The organism is Streptomyces zaehneri (assembly GCF_032248645.1).
Classification (GTDB): Bacteria; Actinomycetota; Actinomycetes; order Streptomycetales; family Streptomycetaceae; genus Streptomyces; species Streptomyces coriariae.
Window position 1 is genome coordinate 68,613 of the sequence record NZ_JASTTJ010000030.1, and the last position, 16,196, is coordinate 84,808.

General features: G+C 67.6%; 13 protein-coding genes, 1 tRNA gene and 2 pseudogenes. 7 read left to right on the plus strand and 9 right to left on the minus strand.

Features of this window, described 5'->3' with window-relative positions:
• Positions 1-14 precede the first annotated feature (14 nt).
• Entirely contained in the window at positions 15-353 is a 339-nt protein-coding gene (gene wblA / locus QQM72_RS35830; RefSeq protein WP_020129278.1) for a transcriptional regulator WblA, read from the minus strand.
• Between the two features lie 406 nt (positions 354-759).
• Between wblA and QQM72_RS35835 the strand changes: the two genes are divergently transcribed.
• Positions 760-3,033: a transglycosylase domain-containing protein gene (locus QQM72_RS35835; protein ID WP_314224963.1), complete on the plus strand. Its 2,274-nt coding sequence runs from the start codon at positions 760-762 to the stop codon at positions 3,031-3,033.
• A 354-nt stretch (positions 3,034-3,387) separates the two neighbouring features.
• Here the strand turns inward: QQM72_RS35835 and QQM72_RS35840 are convergent, their stop codons facing one another.
• Positions 3,388-3,852: a GatB/YqeY domain-containing protein gene (locus QQM72_RS35840; RefSeq protein WP_314224964.1), complete on the minus strand. Its 465-nt coding sequence runs from the start codon at positions 3,850-3,852 to the stop codon at positions 3,388-3,390.
• A gap of 94 nt (positions 3,853-3,946) precedes the next feature.
• Between QQM72_RS35840 and QQM72_RS35845 the strand changes: the two genes are divergently transcribed.
• The 3 genes from QQM72_RS35845 (at position 3,947) to QQM72_RS35855 (ending at position 5,872) form a co-directional block, all read left to right on the plus strand.
• On the plus strand, positions 3,947-4,873 hold the full coding sequence (locus QQM72_RS35845; protein ID WP_314224965.1) for a metallophosphoesterase: 927 nt from the start codon (positions 3,947-3,949) through the stop codon (positions 4,871-4,873).
• 97 nt (positions 4,874-4,970) lie between these two features.
• On the plus strand, positions 4,971-5,756 hold the full coding sequence (locus tag QQM72_RS35850) for a Pr6Pr family membrane protein (RefSeq protein WP_314224966.1): 786 nt from the start codon (positions 4,971-4,973) through the stop codon (positions 5,754-5,756).
• 42 nt (positions 5,757-5,798) lie between these two features.
• Positions 5,799-5,872: transfer RNA gene (locus QQM72_RS35855), tRNA-Pro, on the plus strand.
• Between the two features lie 601 nt (positions 5,873-6,473).
• Here the strand turns inward: QQM72_RS35855 and QQM72_RS35860 are convergent.
• Positions 6,474-6,998, minus strand: coding sequence for a hypothetical protein (locus QQM72_RS35860; protein WP_314224967.1), 525 nt, complete (start codon positions 6,996-6,998; stop codon positions 6,474-6,476).
• A 248-nt stretch (positions 6,999-7,246) separates the two neighbouring features.
• Here QQM72_RS35860 and QQM72_RS35865 point away from each other — a divergent pair, with 248 nt between their 5' ends.
• Entirely contained in the window at positions 7,247-7,642 is a 396-nt protein-coding gene (locus QQM72_RS35865) for an SCO4402 family protein (RefSeq protein WP_314224968.1), read from the plus strand.
• A 14-nt stretch (positions 7,643-7,656) separates the two neighbouring features.
• Here QQM72_RS35865 and QQM72_RS35870 read toward each other — a convergent pair.
• From QQM72_RS35870 to QQM72_RS35895, 6 genes and pseudogenes are all read right to left on the minus strand, one after another.
• Positions 7,657-8,199 (minus strand): annotated as a pseudogene (locus tag QQM72_RS35870) (helix-turn-helix domain-containing protein); the annotation flags it as partial.
• A 172-nt stretch (positions 8,200-8,371) separates the two neighbouring features.
• A complete protein-coding gene (locus QQM72_RS35875) occupies positions 8,372-8,656 on the minus strand; it encodes a hypothetical protein (protein WP_314224969.1) in 285 nt (94 codons plus the stop codon).
• Between the two features lie 155 nt (positions 8,657-8,811).
• Positions 8,812-9,204 (minus strand): annotated as a pseudogene (locus QQM72_RS35880) (LacI family transcriptional regulator); the annotation flags it as partial.
• A gap of 100 nt (positions 9,205-9,304) precedes the next feature.
• Positions 9,305-10,774, minus strand: coding sequence for a Yip1 family protein (locus tag QQM72_RS35885; RefSeq protein WP_314224970.1), 1,470 nt, complete (start codon positions 10,772-10,774; stop codon positions 9,305-9,307).
• A gap of 612 nt (positions 10,775-11,386) precedes the next feature.
• Entirely contained in the window at positions 11,387-12,229 is an 843-nt protein-coding gene (locus QQM72_RS35890; RefSeq protein WP_314224971.1) for a hypothetical protein, read from the minus strand.
• Positions 12,219-12,776, minus strand: coding sequence for a SigE family RNA polymerase sigma factor (locus QQM72_RS35895; protein ID WP_314224972.1), 558 nt, complete (start codon positions 12,774-12,776; stop codon positions 12,219-12,221). The genes QQM72_RS35890 and QQM72_RS35895 overlap by 11 nt, the downstream gene beginning before the upstream one ends.
• A gap of 263 nt (positions 12,777-13,039) precedes the next feature.
• Here QQM72_RS35895 and QQM72_RS35900 point away from each other — a divergent pair, with 263 nt between their 5' ends.
• Both QQM72_RS35900 and QQM72_RS35905 read left to right on the plus strand, forming a co-directional pair.
• The gene (locus tag QQM72_RS35900) at positions 13,040-14,152 is read left to right on the plus strand and encodes a sigma factor-like helix-turn-helix DNA-binding protein (protein ID WP_314224973.1); all 1,113 of its coding nucleotides are present in this window, start codon (positions 13,040-13,042) and stop codon (positions 14,150-14,152) included.
• Between the two features lie 254 nt (positions 14,153-14,406).
• Positions 14,407-16,128 (plus strand): transglycosylase domain-containing protein, encoded by a 1,722-nt coding sequence (locus QQM72_RS35905; RefSeq protein WP_314224974.1) that lies wholly within the window; start codon positions 14,407-14,409, stop codon positions 16,126-16,128.
• Positions 16,129-16,196 lie beyond the last annotated feature (68 nt).

The window sequence follows — 16,196 nt, forward strand, 5'->3', positions numbered from 1 at the left end:
GCCGAGGGGTCTCCTCAGCCCACCGCCGCGTAGTTCTCGTAGATCTCGTCGTCGTCGAGCGGCAGGATGCCGGCTCCACGCTCGTACTCCGAACGCGCCGTCTCCAGCAGGCGGCGCCAGGAGGTCACAGTCGGACGCCTGCGCAACAGTGCGCGGCGCTCGCGCTCGGTCATGCCTCCCCACACACCGAACTCGACGCGGTTGTCGAGCGCGTCGGCCAGGCATTCGGTGCGTACCGGACATCCGGTGCACACCGCCTTGGCCCTGTTCTGCGCTGCTCCCTGAACGAACAGTTCATCCGGATCGGTAGTGCGGCAGGCGGCCTGCGCACTCCAGTCGGTTACCCAGCCCATACCGGCGCCGTCCTCTCCCGAATCGAGGCTCCCCCACGGCGGCAGCGGCATATTCACCGCCGCCAGTTGAGGACGTTACGGAAGGTGGGCACAGCGCAACACCCCCTTCGGGCCCAATCTTGAATGGCCCGAACGGACTATGCGTAAGCGGCAGATCACCCGGGGGAGTGAGCCCGCGACATATGAGACTTTCCCGGCAACCGGGATAGTTCAGTTGAGTCACAACGGACGCCGGGTGACACACAAGGCTGATTCGGACACGCCCCCACCAAAAAGTCGGGGAACCTCCGGAACGATTCGGGGTCGCCGGACGTATTGATACGTAGCCCTGCTGCTGTGACAGTTGAGAGCAGCTTAGGCCAAGGCATTGACGCGTGTCCGGCGAATGAGAACGTAGGCTGCCCTCATGCCAAAGAAGCGCTCGGGCGGTGGTCTGTCGCCAACGCAGCAGGCCGCCAAGTTCCTCGGTGTCAGTGTGCTCGCGGGAGCCGTGCTGGCCGGTATCGCCCTGCCCGCGTTCGGCGCGCTGGGCCTAGCCGCCAAGGGGTCGGTGGAGTCGTTCGACGAACTCCCGGCCAACCTCAAGACACCCCCGCTGAGCCAGCGCACCACGATCCTCGACGCCCAAGGCGGCCAGATCGCCACGGTCTACTCGCGGGACCGCACGGTGGTGGACCTCAAGAACATCTCGCCGTACATGCAGAAGGCGATCGTCGCGATCGAGGACTCGCGCTTCTACGAGCACGGCGCGGTCGACCTGAAGGGCATGCTGCGCGCGCTCAACAAGAACGTGCAGAACAGCGGGGTCGCCCAGGGCGCCTCCACGCTCACCCAGCAGTACGTGAAGAACGTCTTCGTGGAGGAGGCGGGCGACGACCCGACGAAGGTCGCGCAGGCCACCGAGCAGACCATCGGCCGCAAGATCAAGGAGCTGAAGTACGCGATCCAGGTGGAGGAGGAGCTCGGCAAGAAGAAGATCCTCGAGAACTACCTGAACATCACGTTCTTCGGCGAGCAGGCCTACGGCGTCGAGGCGGCCTCGCAGCGCTACTTCTCCACACACGCCAAGGACCTCACCCTCCCCCAGGCGGCGCTGCTGGCCGGCATCGTCCAGTCCCCGAGCGTCTACGACCCGGTCAGGGACGACGTCACGGCCACCAACCGGCGCAACACCGTGCTGAAGCGCATGGCCGAGGTCGGCGACATCTCCGAGGCCGAGGCCGCCAAGGCGCAGAAGTCGCCGCTGGGCCTGAAGGTCAAGCAGCCGAAGAACGGCTGCATCGCCGCCGTGAAGGGCGCCAGCTTCTTCTGCAAGTACGTGGAGCGCGTGTTCCTCAGCGACCCGGTCTTCGGCAAGACCAAGGAAGTGCGGGCGAAGCTCTGGAACCAGGGCGGCCTGACGATCAGGACGACTCTCGAACCGCAGTCCCAGAAGTCCGTCCAGGACTCGCTCAAGGACCACGTCTACAAGTCGGACAAGGTCGCCGCGGCCGCCACGCTCGTCGAGCCCGGCACCGGCAAGATCCTCGGCATGGGTCAGTCGAAGCCGTACGGCTACGGCAAGAACGAGACCGAGTACAACTACTCCGTCAACGCCTCCATGGGCGGCTCGAACTACGGCTTCCCGACCGGCTCGACCTTCAAGCCGTTCGTGGCCGCGGCCGCGCTGGAGGAGGGCCGCCCGGCGAACCAGAGCTACCCGGCGCCCTACGAGATGCCGTACCCGGAGACGGTCCAGACGTGCAGCAGCAAGCCGTGGACCAACCAGGGCAACGACAAGCTGGAGAACGAGAGCGAGTCCGAGAAGGGCCCGTACCAGCTGAAGAAGGCCATGGAGCTTTCGGTCAACACCTACTTCGTGCAGATGCTCGCCGACATCGGCATGTGCCCCGTGGTGAAGATGACCGACAAGCTGGGCGTGGTCCAGGGCAACGGTGACAAGGTCCCCGAGGTGCCCTCGTCGATGACCCTCGGCTCCACCGGCCTCTCCCCCCTGACGATGGCGACCGCGTACGCGGCCTTCGCCAGCCGGGGCATGTACTGCACCCCGATCGCCATCGAGTCGATCACCCAGACCGTGGGCGGCACGAAGAAGTCGCTGGAGGTGCCGAAGTCGACCTGCTCGCGCGCGATGAGCGAGAAGACCGCGGACACCATCAACACGCTGCTGAGCGGTGTGACCGACTCCGGTACCGGCAAGCAGGCCGGTCTGTCCGGCCGCGCCAACGCCGGTAAGACGGGTACGACGGACTCCCGCAAGAACGCCTGGTTCGTCGGCTACACCCCGAACCTCGCCGGCGCCGTCTGGGTCGGCAGCGCCACCCAGAAGGTCGAGATGACCGACATCACCATCGGTGGCGTCTACCACTCCCAGGTCTACGGCGGTGACACCCCCGGCCCGATCTGGCGCGACGCCATGACCGGCGCGCTCGAGGGCAAGGAAGCCCCGTCCTTCAACCTCGTCAACATCCCGAACCCGCCCGACAAGGACCGCGGTGACGAGAACGACGACGACAACGGTGACAACAACGGCGACACCGGGGGCAACAACGACGGCTTCCTCACCGGTCTGCTGACCAACGGCACGACGAACGGCGGGAACTCGACCGGCGGCAACGACGGAGGCACGTTCTTCCAGGGCCAGAGCAACGGAAACGGAAACGGCGGCGGACGCGGCTGAGGCCGGTCCGACACCGGCCCATCCCGACACCGGCCGGTCCCGCCGGTCCGCCGGTAGGCCGGTCCGCTGGTCCGCTGGTCCGCTGGTCCGCTGGTCCGCTGGTCCGCTGGTCCGCTGGTCCGCTGGTCCGCTGGTCCGCTGGTCCGCTGGTAGGGAACATGGCGAACGGCCCCTGCTTCTCGTACGGAGAGGCGGGGGCCGTTCGTCGTTCAGGGGCACTCGTCGTGCGGGGCCGTTCGTCGTGCAGAGACCTTCCAGACGTGCAGAGACCATCCGACGTGCGGGGCCGGTGGCGCTCCGCACAGGCTGACGCTCCGCGCAGGCGCGTGGCCGTCACATGGACGGGTCAGGCTGTCATCCCGCGAGCAGCTTCTTGACGACCGCGGCGACGCGGCCGCCCTCGGCCAGGCCGGCCACCTTCGGGTTCACGATCTTCATGACGGCGCCCATCGCCCGCGGCCCCTCGGCGCCGGCCGCCCTCGCCTCCGCGACGGCCTGGGCGACGATGTCGTTCAGCTCCTCTTCGCCGAGCTGCTTGGGCAGGTAGGTGGCGAGCAGCTCACCCTCCGCCTTCTCCCGCTCGGCCGACTCGGCCCGACCACCCGCCGCGAAGGCGTCCGCGGCCTCACGGCGCTTCTTCGCTTCCTTGGTGATCACCTTGAGGACCTCGTCGTCGGAGAGCTCGCGCTTCTCCTTGCCCGCGACCTCCTCCTTGGTGATCGCGGTGAGCGTGAGCCGGAGCGTCGAGGAGCGGAGCTCGTCGCGCTCCTTGATGGCGGCGTTGAGGTCTTCCTGAAGCTTCGACTTGAGCGTGGTCATGGGGTTGATTGTCGCAGGTGTCGGCGGCCGCACGCCCGCCGATTTAAGGGGCGGCGGGGCAAAGGCTTCTGACGGCGTCTGACACCATGGACGTATGCGCGCGCGATACGGAGTTCCCCTGTCCATTGCGGCGGCCGGCGCCGCCGGTCTGGTGTACGCGGCGGGCTTCGAAGCCCGCTCCTTCCGCCTGCGGCGGGTGACGGTCCCCGTCCTCCCCGCCGGGATGCGCCCCCTGCGCGTGTTGCAGGTCTCCGACATCCACATGGTCGGCGGCCAGCGCAAGAAGCAGCGCTGGCTGCGTTCCCTGGCCGGCCTGCGCCCCGACTTCGTGATCAACACCGGGGACAACCTGTCCGACCCGGAGGCCGTGCCCGAGGTCCTGGACGCCCTCGGCCCGCTGATGGAGTTCCCGGGCGCGTACGTCTTCGGCTCAAACGACTACTACGGCCCCACGCTGCGCAACCCCGCCCGCTACCTCTTCGAGAAAGCCCAGGGACGCCACGGCCTGAACGGCAACGCACCCGCCGTCAACGTGGTCCACAACCCGTGGGAGGACCTGCGCGACAACTTCGACGCGGCGGGCTGGCTGAACCTGACGAACACCCGGGGCGTGCTGAAGGTCGAGGGTGCGTCGATCGAGCTGACGGGCGTGGACGACCCGCACATCAAGCGCGACCGCTACGCGCAGGTGGCCGGCGGCCCGTCGACGTCGTCCGACTTCTCGATGGGCGTCGTGCACGCGCCGTACCTGCGGGTCCTGGACTCCTACGCGGCGGACGCCTATCCCCTGATCCTGGCCGGCCACACCCACGGCGGCCAGCTCTGCATCCCCTTCTACGGCGCCCTGGTCACCAACTGCGACCTGGACACGGACCGCGTGAAGGGGCTGTCCACGCACACGGCGGAGGGGCACACGTCCTACCTGCACGTGTCGGCGGGATGCGGAACGAGCCGCTACACGCCGGTACGGTTCGCGTGCCCGCCCGAGGTGACCTTGCTGACGTTGGTCGAGAAGGAGTAGGGCGAGGAGCGAGAGGGGGGCGGCGGCGGTTCCCCCGTCTTCCCCCGAACGGCCCTCCCATATCGCCCCTTCTGTCACGGTTGCCTAGCTTGAGGGTATGACCGCGCCGATACCCAGGGACAACCCGGATCTGCCCGCGATCCCGCGGACCCACGCGCTACTGCTCTCCTCCGTCCCCGCCTCGGCGGTGGTCGCCCCGGTGCGCCGTCCACTGGCCGCCGTCCTGCGCCTGCTGCTGGCCGGCACGGCGGCCGCGGGCGTGACGCTCGCCCTCCTGCTCGGCAGCCCTCTGCGGGTCCTGAGCCACTTCGCGATCCAGAGCGACATCCTGCTGGCCCTGGTCGCGCTGCTGTCCGCCCGCCGCGCGTGGACGGCCCACCGACCCCTCCCCGCAGCCCTGACGGGCGCCGCACTGCTCTACGTCACGATCACCGGCCTCGTCTACCACCTGTTCCTGGCGGACGCGGCGGCCCCCTTCTCGGTGACCGGCACGACGACCACCCCCACGGGCTGGCACCTGGTCGCCGTCCACCTCGTCCACACGGTGACACCGACAGCCGCCGTCCTTGACTGGCTGCTGCTCACACCCCCGGGCCGACTGCGCCTGCGCCGGGCCGCCACCTGGATGATCTACCCCGTGGTCTACCTGGCGTTCTGCCTCACCCGGGCCCAGCTGATCCCGGCCGGCACCCCGGGCCGCTACCTCTACCCCTTCTTCGACGTCGAGGCCCACGGCTACAAACACGCCCTCGCCAACGCACTCCTCCTCGGCCTCTCCTGCTACGCCCTCGCGGTCCTCCTCGTGGCCCTCGACCACGTCCGCCCGAACCCGATCAGCCACCGCGCCAAAACCGGATTTCGTCTCGGGCCACCGGTGGGCTAAAGTAAACGACGTCGCCGCGACAAGCAGGACAAGCAGCGACATCGGGGTGTAGCGCAGCTTGGCAGCGCGCTTCGTTCGGGACGAAGAGGTCGTGGGTTCAAATCCCGCCACCCCGACAGTGAAGTACCAGGTCAGAGGGCCCTCACCATACCGGTGAGGGCCCTCTGCTGTTGTTGTGTGTCTATCTGCGTGACTACGGCCCGCACTCCGGCCACTCGCCGGGGCTCAGCCGCGTCCTGCGGCCCCGTGCCGCCAACACTGCGCCGAGAGGACTCCGGCGCCCAGAGCAGCATGAGCGGGAAGCGTCAATGCGGACCTTCTGATCCGGGAAGCTGCGGTGCACGCAACTGCGATGACGCTCGCCGCGCCTGAGCTGGCCGTACACATTCCAAGAGCGCCGAAGACGCTGAGAGCGATGACCAAGGCGAAGGGCATGGCGTGAAGCTACACACTCAGAGTTCGAACGCCGAGTCCGGGTATGGACGCACGCCAGGTACAAGATTCACCGACTCCCGGTCGCGGCCGTGACCTCGTGCCAGATGCGTGCCAGATCCTACGGGGACTCACGGGGAACAGCGGGGAGAGCACCCGGAAGACGCACCAGCGCCGTCTGCAATTCGAAGCAGGTCAGCCCAGCAACCGCCGCCAAGAAAACCTAGCTTCCCAAGCTGAGGGCTCAGTGCTGACGGTCTGCTGCTCAGACCTGAGGACCGAGGCCTACTGGGATGCCCGCCCGGGTGCCCAAGCGGACTCAACACCGTGCCACGACGACGGTCCGCCCAGTGCCCGGACGAGATGTTCCTGGGAGGGATCGAGCGAGCGTCGGGCCGCGTTGACGAACTTCACGTGCGCCTCGTACAAGCCGCTGTGAATCGGCCGGAGTTCCCCAAGGTCTGCCGGCTGACGGCCGTGGAACAGGATCGTGAACTCCTCGATGACGTCGCAGATCTGCTCAGCCGCCGCCATGGCCTCCTGGCTTGCCACCAGGGACATCGACTGCAGAGCAGCGTTGAACGGCGCCCAGACGACATTGGGGGTGCGTCTGTCCACGAAGGCTTCGCGGAGCTCCATTTCCACGGCGCCGAAGGCCTGGAGAAACTTCTCGTAGGCGGCGGTTCGTGCCTCCTGGAGCCACTGACGGTTCTGACTCCGCCGTCCCACGACACCACCGGCGATGACACCCACCACGGTGGCGGCGATGCCTCCGACGGTGGATATCAGGAGTCCCCACGGGACAGCCACGCTACGTCTCCCTCCGGTTCGTTCGGCTCAGGATCCCGCACCAGGACCAACAAGATCAACGAGCTGAGCGAGGGCCAGACGCAAGGGGGCAGCAGCGGTCAACAAGGGTGACTGAAGGACGTGTTAGCGCCCTCCGGACCGGCCAAGGAACCCGCAGGTCACCAACATGATGCTCCAACCCCTCTCCTGAAGTGGTGCTCCTGAAAACACCAGCGCCTTCTGATGGTGCGGTCGCTAGGCTCGGGCTCGTGAGCGCAGAAGCCCAAGTCATGGCGAATCACCGTGTCCACGTCGTGCCTGTGGTCTTGGCTCTGGCCAATCCACCGTGGCAGCGGGACGTGTGGCTCGATCCTTCGGAGTTCGAGAACATCGACCACGTCTTCCACACGCTCTTCGATGACTTCTGTGACGCCGATGAGCCCGAGCGGTTTCTCGGCATCAGCTTGAGAACGGAGGAAGAGGTAACCCTCATGCGGGCCCTCGGCGTCGCGCTCAACGCTGCCGCCGCGGAGGCACCCCACGACACCGACGCTGAGTACCTTCAGGCATCAGCCTGGCCCGGAGTCGTGGTCATCGCCGGACGCCTCGCTCAGGTCATGGTCTCGAACGACCTGCGCTTTCTGAGCTGTGGGCAGCATGCGTGAGTGACGGTGCCGCGTATGACCTCGCCGTCGGCGATCGCGTAGAGATGCTCGACCCGTGCCTTCTTGGCCGCGTAATCGGGGTCGCGGGAGGTCTTCCAGGTCTTTATGCGTTGAAATGAGACGCCCTCCTCGCGGAGCAGGATCCGAAGGCCCTCGTGGCTGATGTCGTCGACCACCCCCTCGGAGACCAGGAAGTCGGCCAGCTTGGCCAGGCTCCAGGTCGAGAACGGCAGACCGTGCTCGGCTGGCCTGGACTTGGCGATCTTCTTGATCTCCCGGCGCTCTGGAGGGGTGAAGGTCTTTGGCCGGCCGCCTTTGTACTTGGGGTAGAGGGCCTGGAAGCCGTCGGTGTTGAAGTTGTGGAGCACGTCCCGGACCCGATCCGGGCTGGTGAACGTGACCTCGGCGATTTTGACCACGGGCATGGCTTGCGCGGATAACAGCACCATCTGGGCCCGCCGCCAGGTGACCACCGAACCGGTGCCTCTGCGGATGATCCGCAGCAGCCGCCTGCCCTCGTCGTCATCAATTTCCCGGACCTGCACACGTTCAGCCACGTGATCATTCTGGCCGTCCTTTACCGGACTACGGCTCAAGGCTCTCGGCCATACGCCACAGTGAGTGGTCATGGGCATCTGGGTGAACATCATCACGGCCGCCAGCGGACTGCTCGGTGCCGGAATCGGCATCACCGGCACCCTGCTCAGTGAGCGGTGGCGCGCACGATCGTCAGAACAGCAAGATCAGCACGCAGCCGTTCTCCGTCTTCGAGACGAACGCAAAGACGTCCTGATCCGGTTCTTCGTGCTCGTACGAGAACTCGAACGAGCTGCGGAGCGGCGTTCCGCTGGCGAGGAGGTGACCGCGTACGAGGCCGCAGACCTGACCAGCCGTCTCTGGCTGCTTCATGTCGAGGTGCACATCCTTTGCAGTCAACCGGTGGCCGACGCCGTCTATGCCCTCACCGAGCGACTTACCGAGGCTGTGCGGCAGCCCGTTGGCGAAGCCATTCACCTGTACCTTTCCGCAGCCCGACTCGCCGCCATCTCAGCCGCACGCAACGAGCTCGGCGTTCCGACCACGCAGGTCGTAGCCAGCTCTACCGCAGGTGCGTGACTATCGACGCAACACATCAGTGCTGCCAGGCACAGCAACCAAGCGACGCGTCGCGAACAGGGCGAACGTTGCCGATGCGGCACTAGCTTCGCTCCGGGGCGGCTTACGGACCCGTTGACGGTTCCATGGCCGGGGAAGACGTAGGCCAGTCCGTGGCACTCGCACGGCTTCGGTCTCGTCCGGGCGATGTGGCCGGCCAGCAGTGAGGCGAGGAAGTCCGGCGTGTCGATGTCGCGGTAGGAGTCGTCCTTGGGCGGGCAGCGGTGCAGTTCGCCCGTGTCCAGTTCGTAGAGCTGCCCCTCCACGCGGATGCTCTTCGGTCTGACGAACTCGGGCTCAGGGCCGACGATCTCGCCCCAGCGCATGCCGGTGCAGCCCTTGACGAGGTCGGCAACGAACTCGTCGTCGCGGCCGGACAGCAGCGCCGTTCTCTCGGCGAGCAGCACTCCGCTATAGGTTGGATGGCTAGCCGATTGCTGTGCCGTGCGCCACGGCTCGCCGCCCCATTCGGCACATTCAATGTCGATGGAGGCACGAAGGATCGGTCTATGACTTAGAATTCTTAAGTATTCCCTGGACGGGTACTTCCGAGTTTACGGCGACCCACCCGAGATCATATCTATTCCTTTCCGTTTCCAATTCTTCAGGGTTGCCATAAACTTCATAGATGGATTCATTCTTCTTTCTGTTCTTGAAGCTGAACGACGAAATCAAGGCGTCCGGCTCCTCTTCTGGAGACCAGAAAGCGACAACATGTCGAGGCTTGCGTGTCACATTTATCAGGTTGTTATTGTGGCGCACGCCGCCGTAGTAGATAAGCTGTTCTATGCATTCTTTGGGGTCGCAGTAGTATCCATCTTCCCTCTTCAGCCAGGAAGCCTTGGGGAAATAGAATCCATCGTCAATCTTTCCGCGATCACGCCTCAAGAATGCGAGCTGCAAGCGAGCTTCCAGCGTTTCGTAATCGGTCTTCTTGGGGAATTTTACCATCGCCTCCTTTCTGAATTCTTCTCCGGACGCCAGCGTCGATCCCGGCCCCTGGAACTGCCCGGATGCGATTCGCGTGTCTTTGACGTTGCTTTCATATCTTCCCGCTTCCAGGCCCCACCAGTCATCCTCCCAGCCCTTCTTCCACTCCTTCATCTTCTGCCCCGCTGCAGAGAACTTGGCCGCGCGGCCGTACACGGTGTAATCGTCGACGAGGATAATGGCAGAGACGCCTCCGTCATTCTTCGCGTAGAGCCTGAGCGGTACGAGTATATAGGGCAGATCAGGGCCAGTTTCGGGCTTTCCGAATTCCGCCTTCAGGACGATATGCAGAGGGGTGGACGTGGGCTGATAAAGAGTCGAATACCCCAAGCTGATCGCTGTGAGAAGCGCGGTGACCGCAACCCCTAGTGCAAACTTCTTGGGATACGGTATCTGCTGCCAAACCTTCTCGCGAATGAGGACACAGAGGGCCCATAGAGACCAGAGCCACAGCGAAAGGAAGGCGAGAAGGCCAGGTATTAGCTCTCTCTCTTGAAGCCACAGGAACAGCAAAAGGCTTGAGGTGGCCAGCGCGATGAGCACTCCTAGAAGTACTAGAGATCCCGAAAATCTCAGCTGCCGCTTGCCCCAGTGATCGACGACTGCGAGCGTAGCTATCCCCTGCTCCGCAGCTGCCAATAGGAACAGGATTCCAACCAGACGCTGGGCGAAGGTAAGGGCTCCCAGGGCATCCGGCCAGCCGATTACTACGTGCATAGCCATCGAGCCGAACAGCCCTACGCCCATCAAGGTTATGACTACATGGCGTCTCCAGGCGTTGTCAGGCCATGCACTGCTGTCACCGCCACGCCAGTAGACGCACGCCTGGTCCTCGATGTCCATGTTGTCGGGGTAGTTGTGGCGACGGAGCACCTGCCGCATCTCACGCAGGGACCACGCGCTGCCCACAGTGCTTCCATTGATTGTGATCTTGCGAATACCGCGGCTGTCGGGTGGCTCCACGATCACCCATGGCCGAATGCTCATGCACTTATCCTTGACTTCTCGTCGGCCATCGGCGCGCCGAACTGCTCCGTTCGGCTGATGCACAGGTTCGCTTCGCTGGGCTCGAACTCAGGTTGTCGTTGTGGGATATGCGGGAGGAAGGTGCGGCCGGCCGCTGCGAGACAGCTGTCGACGAGCGCCAGGCGTTACTGGATGTCACGGAGCCCTGGCGAACGATGCAGATGAGGTCGTTGAAGCGCGCACTGAACACGGCGAATGGCTGTTGGCTCTGCCATCAAGAGTCACGTACACCGGACGCTGGAAGTCGCCCGCGCCGTCCGGGTCGCAGTAGCCGACGCAGCCACCGCTGGCGCCCCGGGCCCGATCACCGTCGCCGTCCTCATCGCGGAAACCGCGGCCTAGCCAACCACTCGTCAACAGCAGCTCAGCGCATTCGGCCCGATGCGGTCCCGTGTCTTTGGCCTCACCCTCGGCGCAGGTCACACGTGGCGAGCACCGCCGGGGCGACGACGAGACACGCGTGGATCCGTAGGTCCGGCGAGTCACGCCAGACATCGCCGAGTGCAGCGCAGGCGCACCGGACGGGGAGGGGAGGAGAGGGGAGGGGCGTCGGTGCGAGCCGCCGTGCGGGCTTCAGCCCCGGTCCTGCGCCGTTCCCTCCACGGTGGGCGCCGAGGCGGCGGCGGGGGGTGCGATGTGGGCCTCGGCCGATGGGGAGGCCGTGGTGTCGGAGGCCGTGGTGTCGGAGGCCGCGCTGTCGGGGGGCGTGGTGTCGGGGGCCGTGGTGTAGGGGGAGGGGGTGTAGGGGGAGGGGGTGGCTGTCGGGGTTGGGACGGGGGTTACCGAGATGCTGGTGCCGAGGCGGATGTGGGCGTGGAACCACTGGGCGTCCTCGGTGCTGAGGGCGATCACGCCGCCTGAGGCGTCGTAGTCACCGCGGGCCTCGAAGTCCGGGGCGAAGGCGCCGACGTAGAGCAGGCCGCCCTTCTTGTCGCGCAGTTCGACCGCGTACGCGACGTTCACCACGGTGCGTCCTTCGGAGGGCAGGTCGGCGGCCAGTGCTATCCGGACCGGCTTCGCGACCACCGTCATCGGGGTCGTGCTCGTGGGCCCGGGCGAGAGGTCGAACGTCGAGAGGACCGGCATCACCCGGCCGCCGAACGTGAGGCCGCTCCCGGGCAGGTCGAGCGTGCCGGAGACGGTTACCGGGGTGGCCGCCGACGGCGGGGCGGAACCTGAGGATGCCCCGGCGGAGGTTCCGCGCCCGGCCGGGTGGTCCGGGTCCTCGCCGAGATGCAGGGTCAGGGCGAAGCCCACCAGCGCGAGGGCCGCGGTCCCCGCGCCCAGGGTGGCGGCGGCACGGCGGCGGCGCCTGCGGCGCGTCGCCCGAGCACGTGTCGCGGGGCCGCCGACGATCGGAGCGGTCGCCCGGGTGGCGGCCAACTCACGTAGCGCGGCCGACAGTTCATCGGACACGGCGGCTCTCCTTTCGGACCGGCCCGTCGACCTCGTCGACGCCGTTGTCGGCCTCGTCCACGCCTTTGTCGGCCTCGTCCTCCGTGAGTCGCTTCGCCAGTTCTGCCCGCCCCCGGAACAGCCTCGCCTTGACCGTCCCCACGGGCGCGCCGGTCTCGGAGGCTACCTGCTCCACACTCAGGTCACACAAATGGTGCAGTACGATCGCCATCCGCTGGGCCTGGGGCAGTTCGCGCAGGGCGGCCACGAGCGCGGTGCGCTCGGGGCCCGGGCCCGGGGTGGATTCGGGTGGCGGAGTACGCCGCACGAGTTCCAGCCAGCGCCTCGCGCGCCGCCAGCGGCTCACCGCCAACCGCATGGCCACCGTGCGGATCCACGCCTCGGGAGCGCTGTCCGACAGGAAGTGCTGTCGCCGGTCCCAGGCCCGTACGAACGCTTCCTGTACGACGTCCTGGGCCTCGCCGTGGTCTCCGGTGAAGGCGTAGAGCTGTCCGGTCAGCCGGGGGAACGCGGTCGCGTAGAAAGCGTCGAACTCGTCCTCGGTCATGCCCCCACCGGAATCTCTGCCCTTTCCTTGCAACCTCGCCACCTCCGTCGTGCGTACAGGTCGCGTAGGTCGCGTAGGTCGCAGCCGGCGAATCGCAACCCCACCGGGAAGACGGCGTACACGGACTCCAGGCTCCCTCTCCCCTGACGGCGTCGGCTCACTGCCTGCTCAACCTACTTGTACGACCGAACGGTTGCCCGACCAGGACGGACGGCCTCATGCGTCCGGCCACGACCGAGTTCCCGAGCCGAAGGACCGCCCACGTGCCACCGACCCCCGACGTACTCCCCGTCCGCCCCGCCCGCCCCGCCCGCCCCGTGGTGGTCGCCGCCGCCGGCCACGACTTCGCCACGTACGCCCGGACGCACTGGTCCCGGCTGGTCGTGACCGCTCGGCTGCTCACCGACGATCCCGGTGCCGCGGAGGAACTGGCGAGGAGAACGCTGGTGCGGATGTGCGCGCGGTGGCGACGCGTTCCGCGCAACGACGTGGATTTCCATGTGCGGCGCTGCCTGGTGCGCAACCACCTGCGTCGGCTGCGCGGACGACGGGCCGCGCGCCGACGGGCCGTTGTGGTGCTGCGGGTCTGGGAGGGGCTGGCGGACGCGGAGATCGCCCAGCTGCTGGGCTGCTCGGTGGGGGCGGTACGCGCCCATGCCAGACACGGTCTGAAGGAGGCCGGCAGCGACCCCGGTCAGCTGCGCGAGGTGTTCACCCGTAGCGCCGCCCGGAGCGTCGTCCCGTCCGAGGTGCCTCTTTCCGACATCCAGGCGGGGGGCCGCACCCGGCGACGGCGTCGCCTTGCCGTGGCCTCGGTCGCGTGCGCGGCACTGCTCACACCCGTCGCCCTCCTCGCCGCCGACCGTCTCGGGGGCGGCGGTGCGCAGGACGGGACGTCCGGAGCCCGGCCGGGGGACGGCAGCCGTCAGGCCACGAGCCCGATCCGGGTCGTGGCGCCGGGTGAGCGGGTGACCGTCGGGGCGGGGGTACGGATCTGGCTGACCGCCGACGGTGGGCACTGGTCGGTGCCCGTGAACCTCCGTGGGGACGACAGCGACCACCCACTCGGCGAACCGGGCGTCTCCCTGCGGATGGACAGCGTGAACGGCGGGTTCTTCCTGTCGGGTCTCTTCCACGGTCTGAGCGGCGAGCCGGGCCGCGTCGAGGTGAGAACCGGCGACGGCGGCAGGACCACCGCGAAGGTCCTCGTCCTCGCGGGCAGTCCGGGGTGGGGCATGTGGTACGTGAGCACGCCACTGCCGGGGAAGAACGTGGAGGCGCTTTTCTCCTTGGGAGGGGACGAGCGGATCGTCACCGTGTACGACGCCTCGGGCAGGGTCGCCGCACGGTCGGACCGTGAGTGGTGGCGGATATGAACGTGATCGGGAGCGGGAGGACGAAGGGGAAGAGGGACGGGGACGGGGACGGGACCCGGGGCGAGGACAGGACCCGGGGCGAGGACGGGCACGAGACCGGGACCCGGGACGGGCACGGGAACGGGACCCGGGACGGGCACTGGAACGGGACCGGCGACGGGCACGGGACCGGGACCGGCGACGGGAACGGGGACAGGAGCGGGGTGGACGGGCTGCCGCGACCGGCGCGCACGGCACGGCGGCCGAGGAAGGGGATGCTGTCGGGGCGCCGGCACCGTGAGCGCGCGCCGCTGCGGATCCGGCTCCGGCGCAACCGGGGCCGGCGGCTTCGCCGGCTGTTCTACGCCTTCCTCACGCTGCTCGCGACGCTGTGCGCGGCGGCCGTCGTGGCGTACCACCTGACGTCCATTCCGAAGCCACACCCGGAGACCGTCACCCAGAGCACCGTGTTCCTCGACGCGGACGGCGCCTATCTGGGCCGGCGCGGACCGGTCGACCGGCAGGACATCCCGCTGTCCGCGGTCCCCCGGCATGTGCAGGAGGCGGTGATCGCCGCGGAGAACCGTTCCTTCCGGACGGACAGCGGGATCTCGCCGAAGGCCATCACGCGGGCCGCGCTGGCGACGCTGACGGGCGGCGACCCGCAGGGCGGCTCCACCATCACCCAGCAGTACGTGAAGAACGCGCTGCTGAGCCCGGAACACTCGCTGGCCCGCAAGGCGCGTGAGGCGCTCATCGCGATCAAGCTGGACCGCACCCGCACCAAGGACGAGATCCTCGAGGGCTATCTCGACACCGTGTACTTCGGGCGGGGTGCCGCCGGGATCCAGTCCGCCGCGCGCAACTACTTCGGCGTGGACGCGAAGAGCCTGACGGTCGCGCAGGGTGCCGCGCTGGCGTCCATCCTCAACATCCCCTCGTACTACGAGAAGGCGGGCTCCGATCCGAAGGTGACGGCGAAGCTGGAGAACCGCTGGGAGTGGGTGCTCGACGCGATGGCCGCGAGCGGGAGCATCACGGCGAAGCAGCGGGCCGCGGCGCGTTTCCCGGCGTTCCGGTTCTATCCGCCGGGCGAGACCGAGGGGCAGCGGCAGTACCTGATCGACGTCGCCGCGAAGGAGGCCGCCGACCGGCTCGGCATCACCGAGGACCGGCTCGCGAGCGGCGGCTACAGCGTGACGACCACCTTCGATCTGGCGCTGCAGGACAGCGCCACCCAACTGGTGCAGAGGCATCCGGGGGGCAGGAAGGGCGTGCGGGTGCACACCGCCGTAGTGGGCATGGTGCCCGGCGACGGAGCGGTGCGGGTGCTGTACGGGGGCTCGGACTACGCGCGGCAGTCGTTCAACGACGCGGTGAGCGGGGCGGTGGAGGCGGGGACGGCACTGGATCCGTTCAGCGAGGTGGAGCACGCGGGCGAGCCGCTGGGCAAGCTGCTGAAGATGCCGGCGCCGACCCCGCTGGACCTGGCATCGGCGTACGCGACGGTGGCCGCGGACGGCAGGTACACCAGCCCGTACACCGTCGCGCGCATCACACGGGAGGGCCGCACCGTCTACCGGGCGGGTCCGGACGTGCGGCAGGTCCTGGACGAGAAGGAGGCGTTGGTGGCGGGCGCGCGATCCGGGGCCGGGCCGACGCCCGTCGCCGTCGCCGTCGATGCCGATGCCGATGCCGATGCCGATGCCGATGCCGCCGCAGGCTCCACGGAAGCGAAGGGTTTCGCCATCGCCGGAGCGGGCGGCGGGATCACCCGGCGGACCGTGTGGACCACCGGGTACGACGGCCGACTCGCCCTGACGGTCGCGCTGTTCGCCGACCGGGCAGGCAGCAAGAAGGGCACGACGGTGCCCGCGCAGCTGCCGAACGAGCCCTCGCCGACGGAGTTCGCGCAGAGCGTGGCGGCGGGGATCTGGGATGCCGCCACCTCCAAGGGCGGGTCGAAGGGTGCCTCTGAAAGTGACGCGGCGAACTGACATGACGAACTGACATGACGAACTGACATGACGAACTGAGATGGCGAACTGACGTGGAGAGTGGCGGC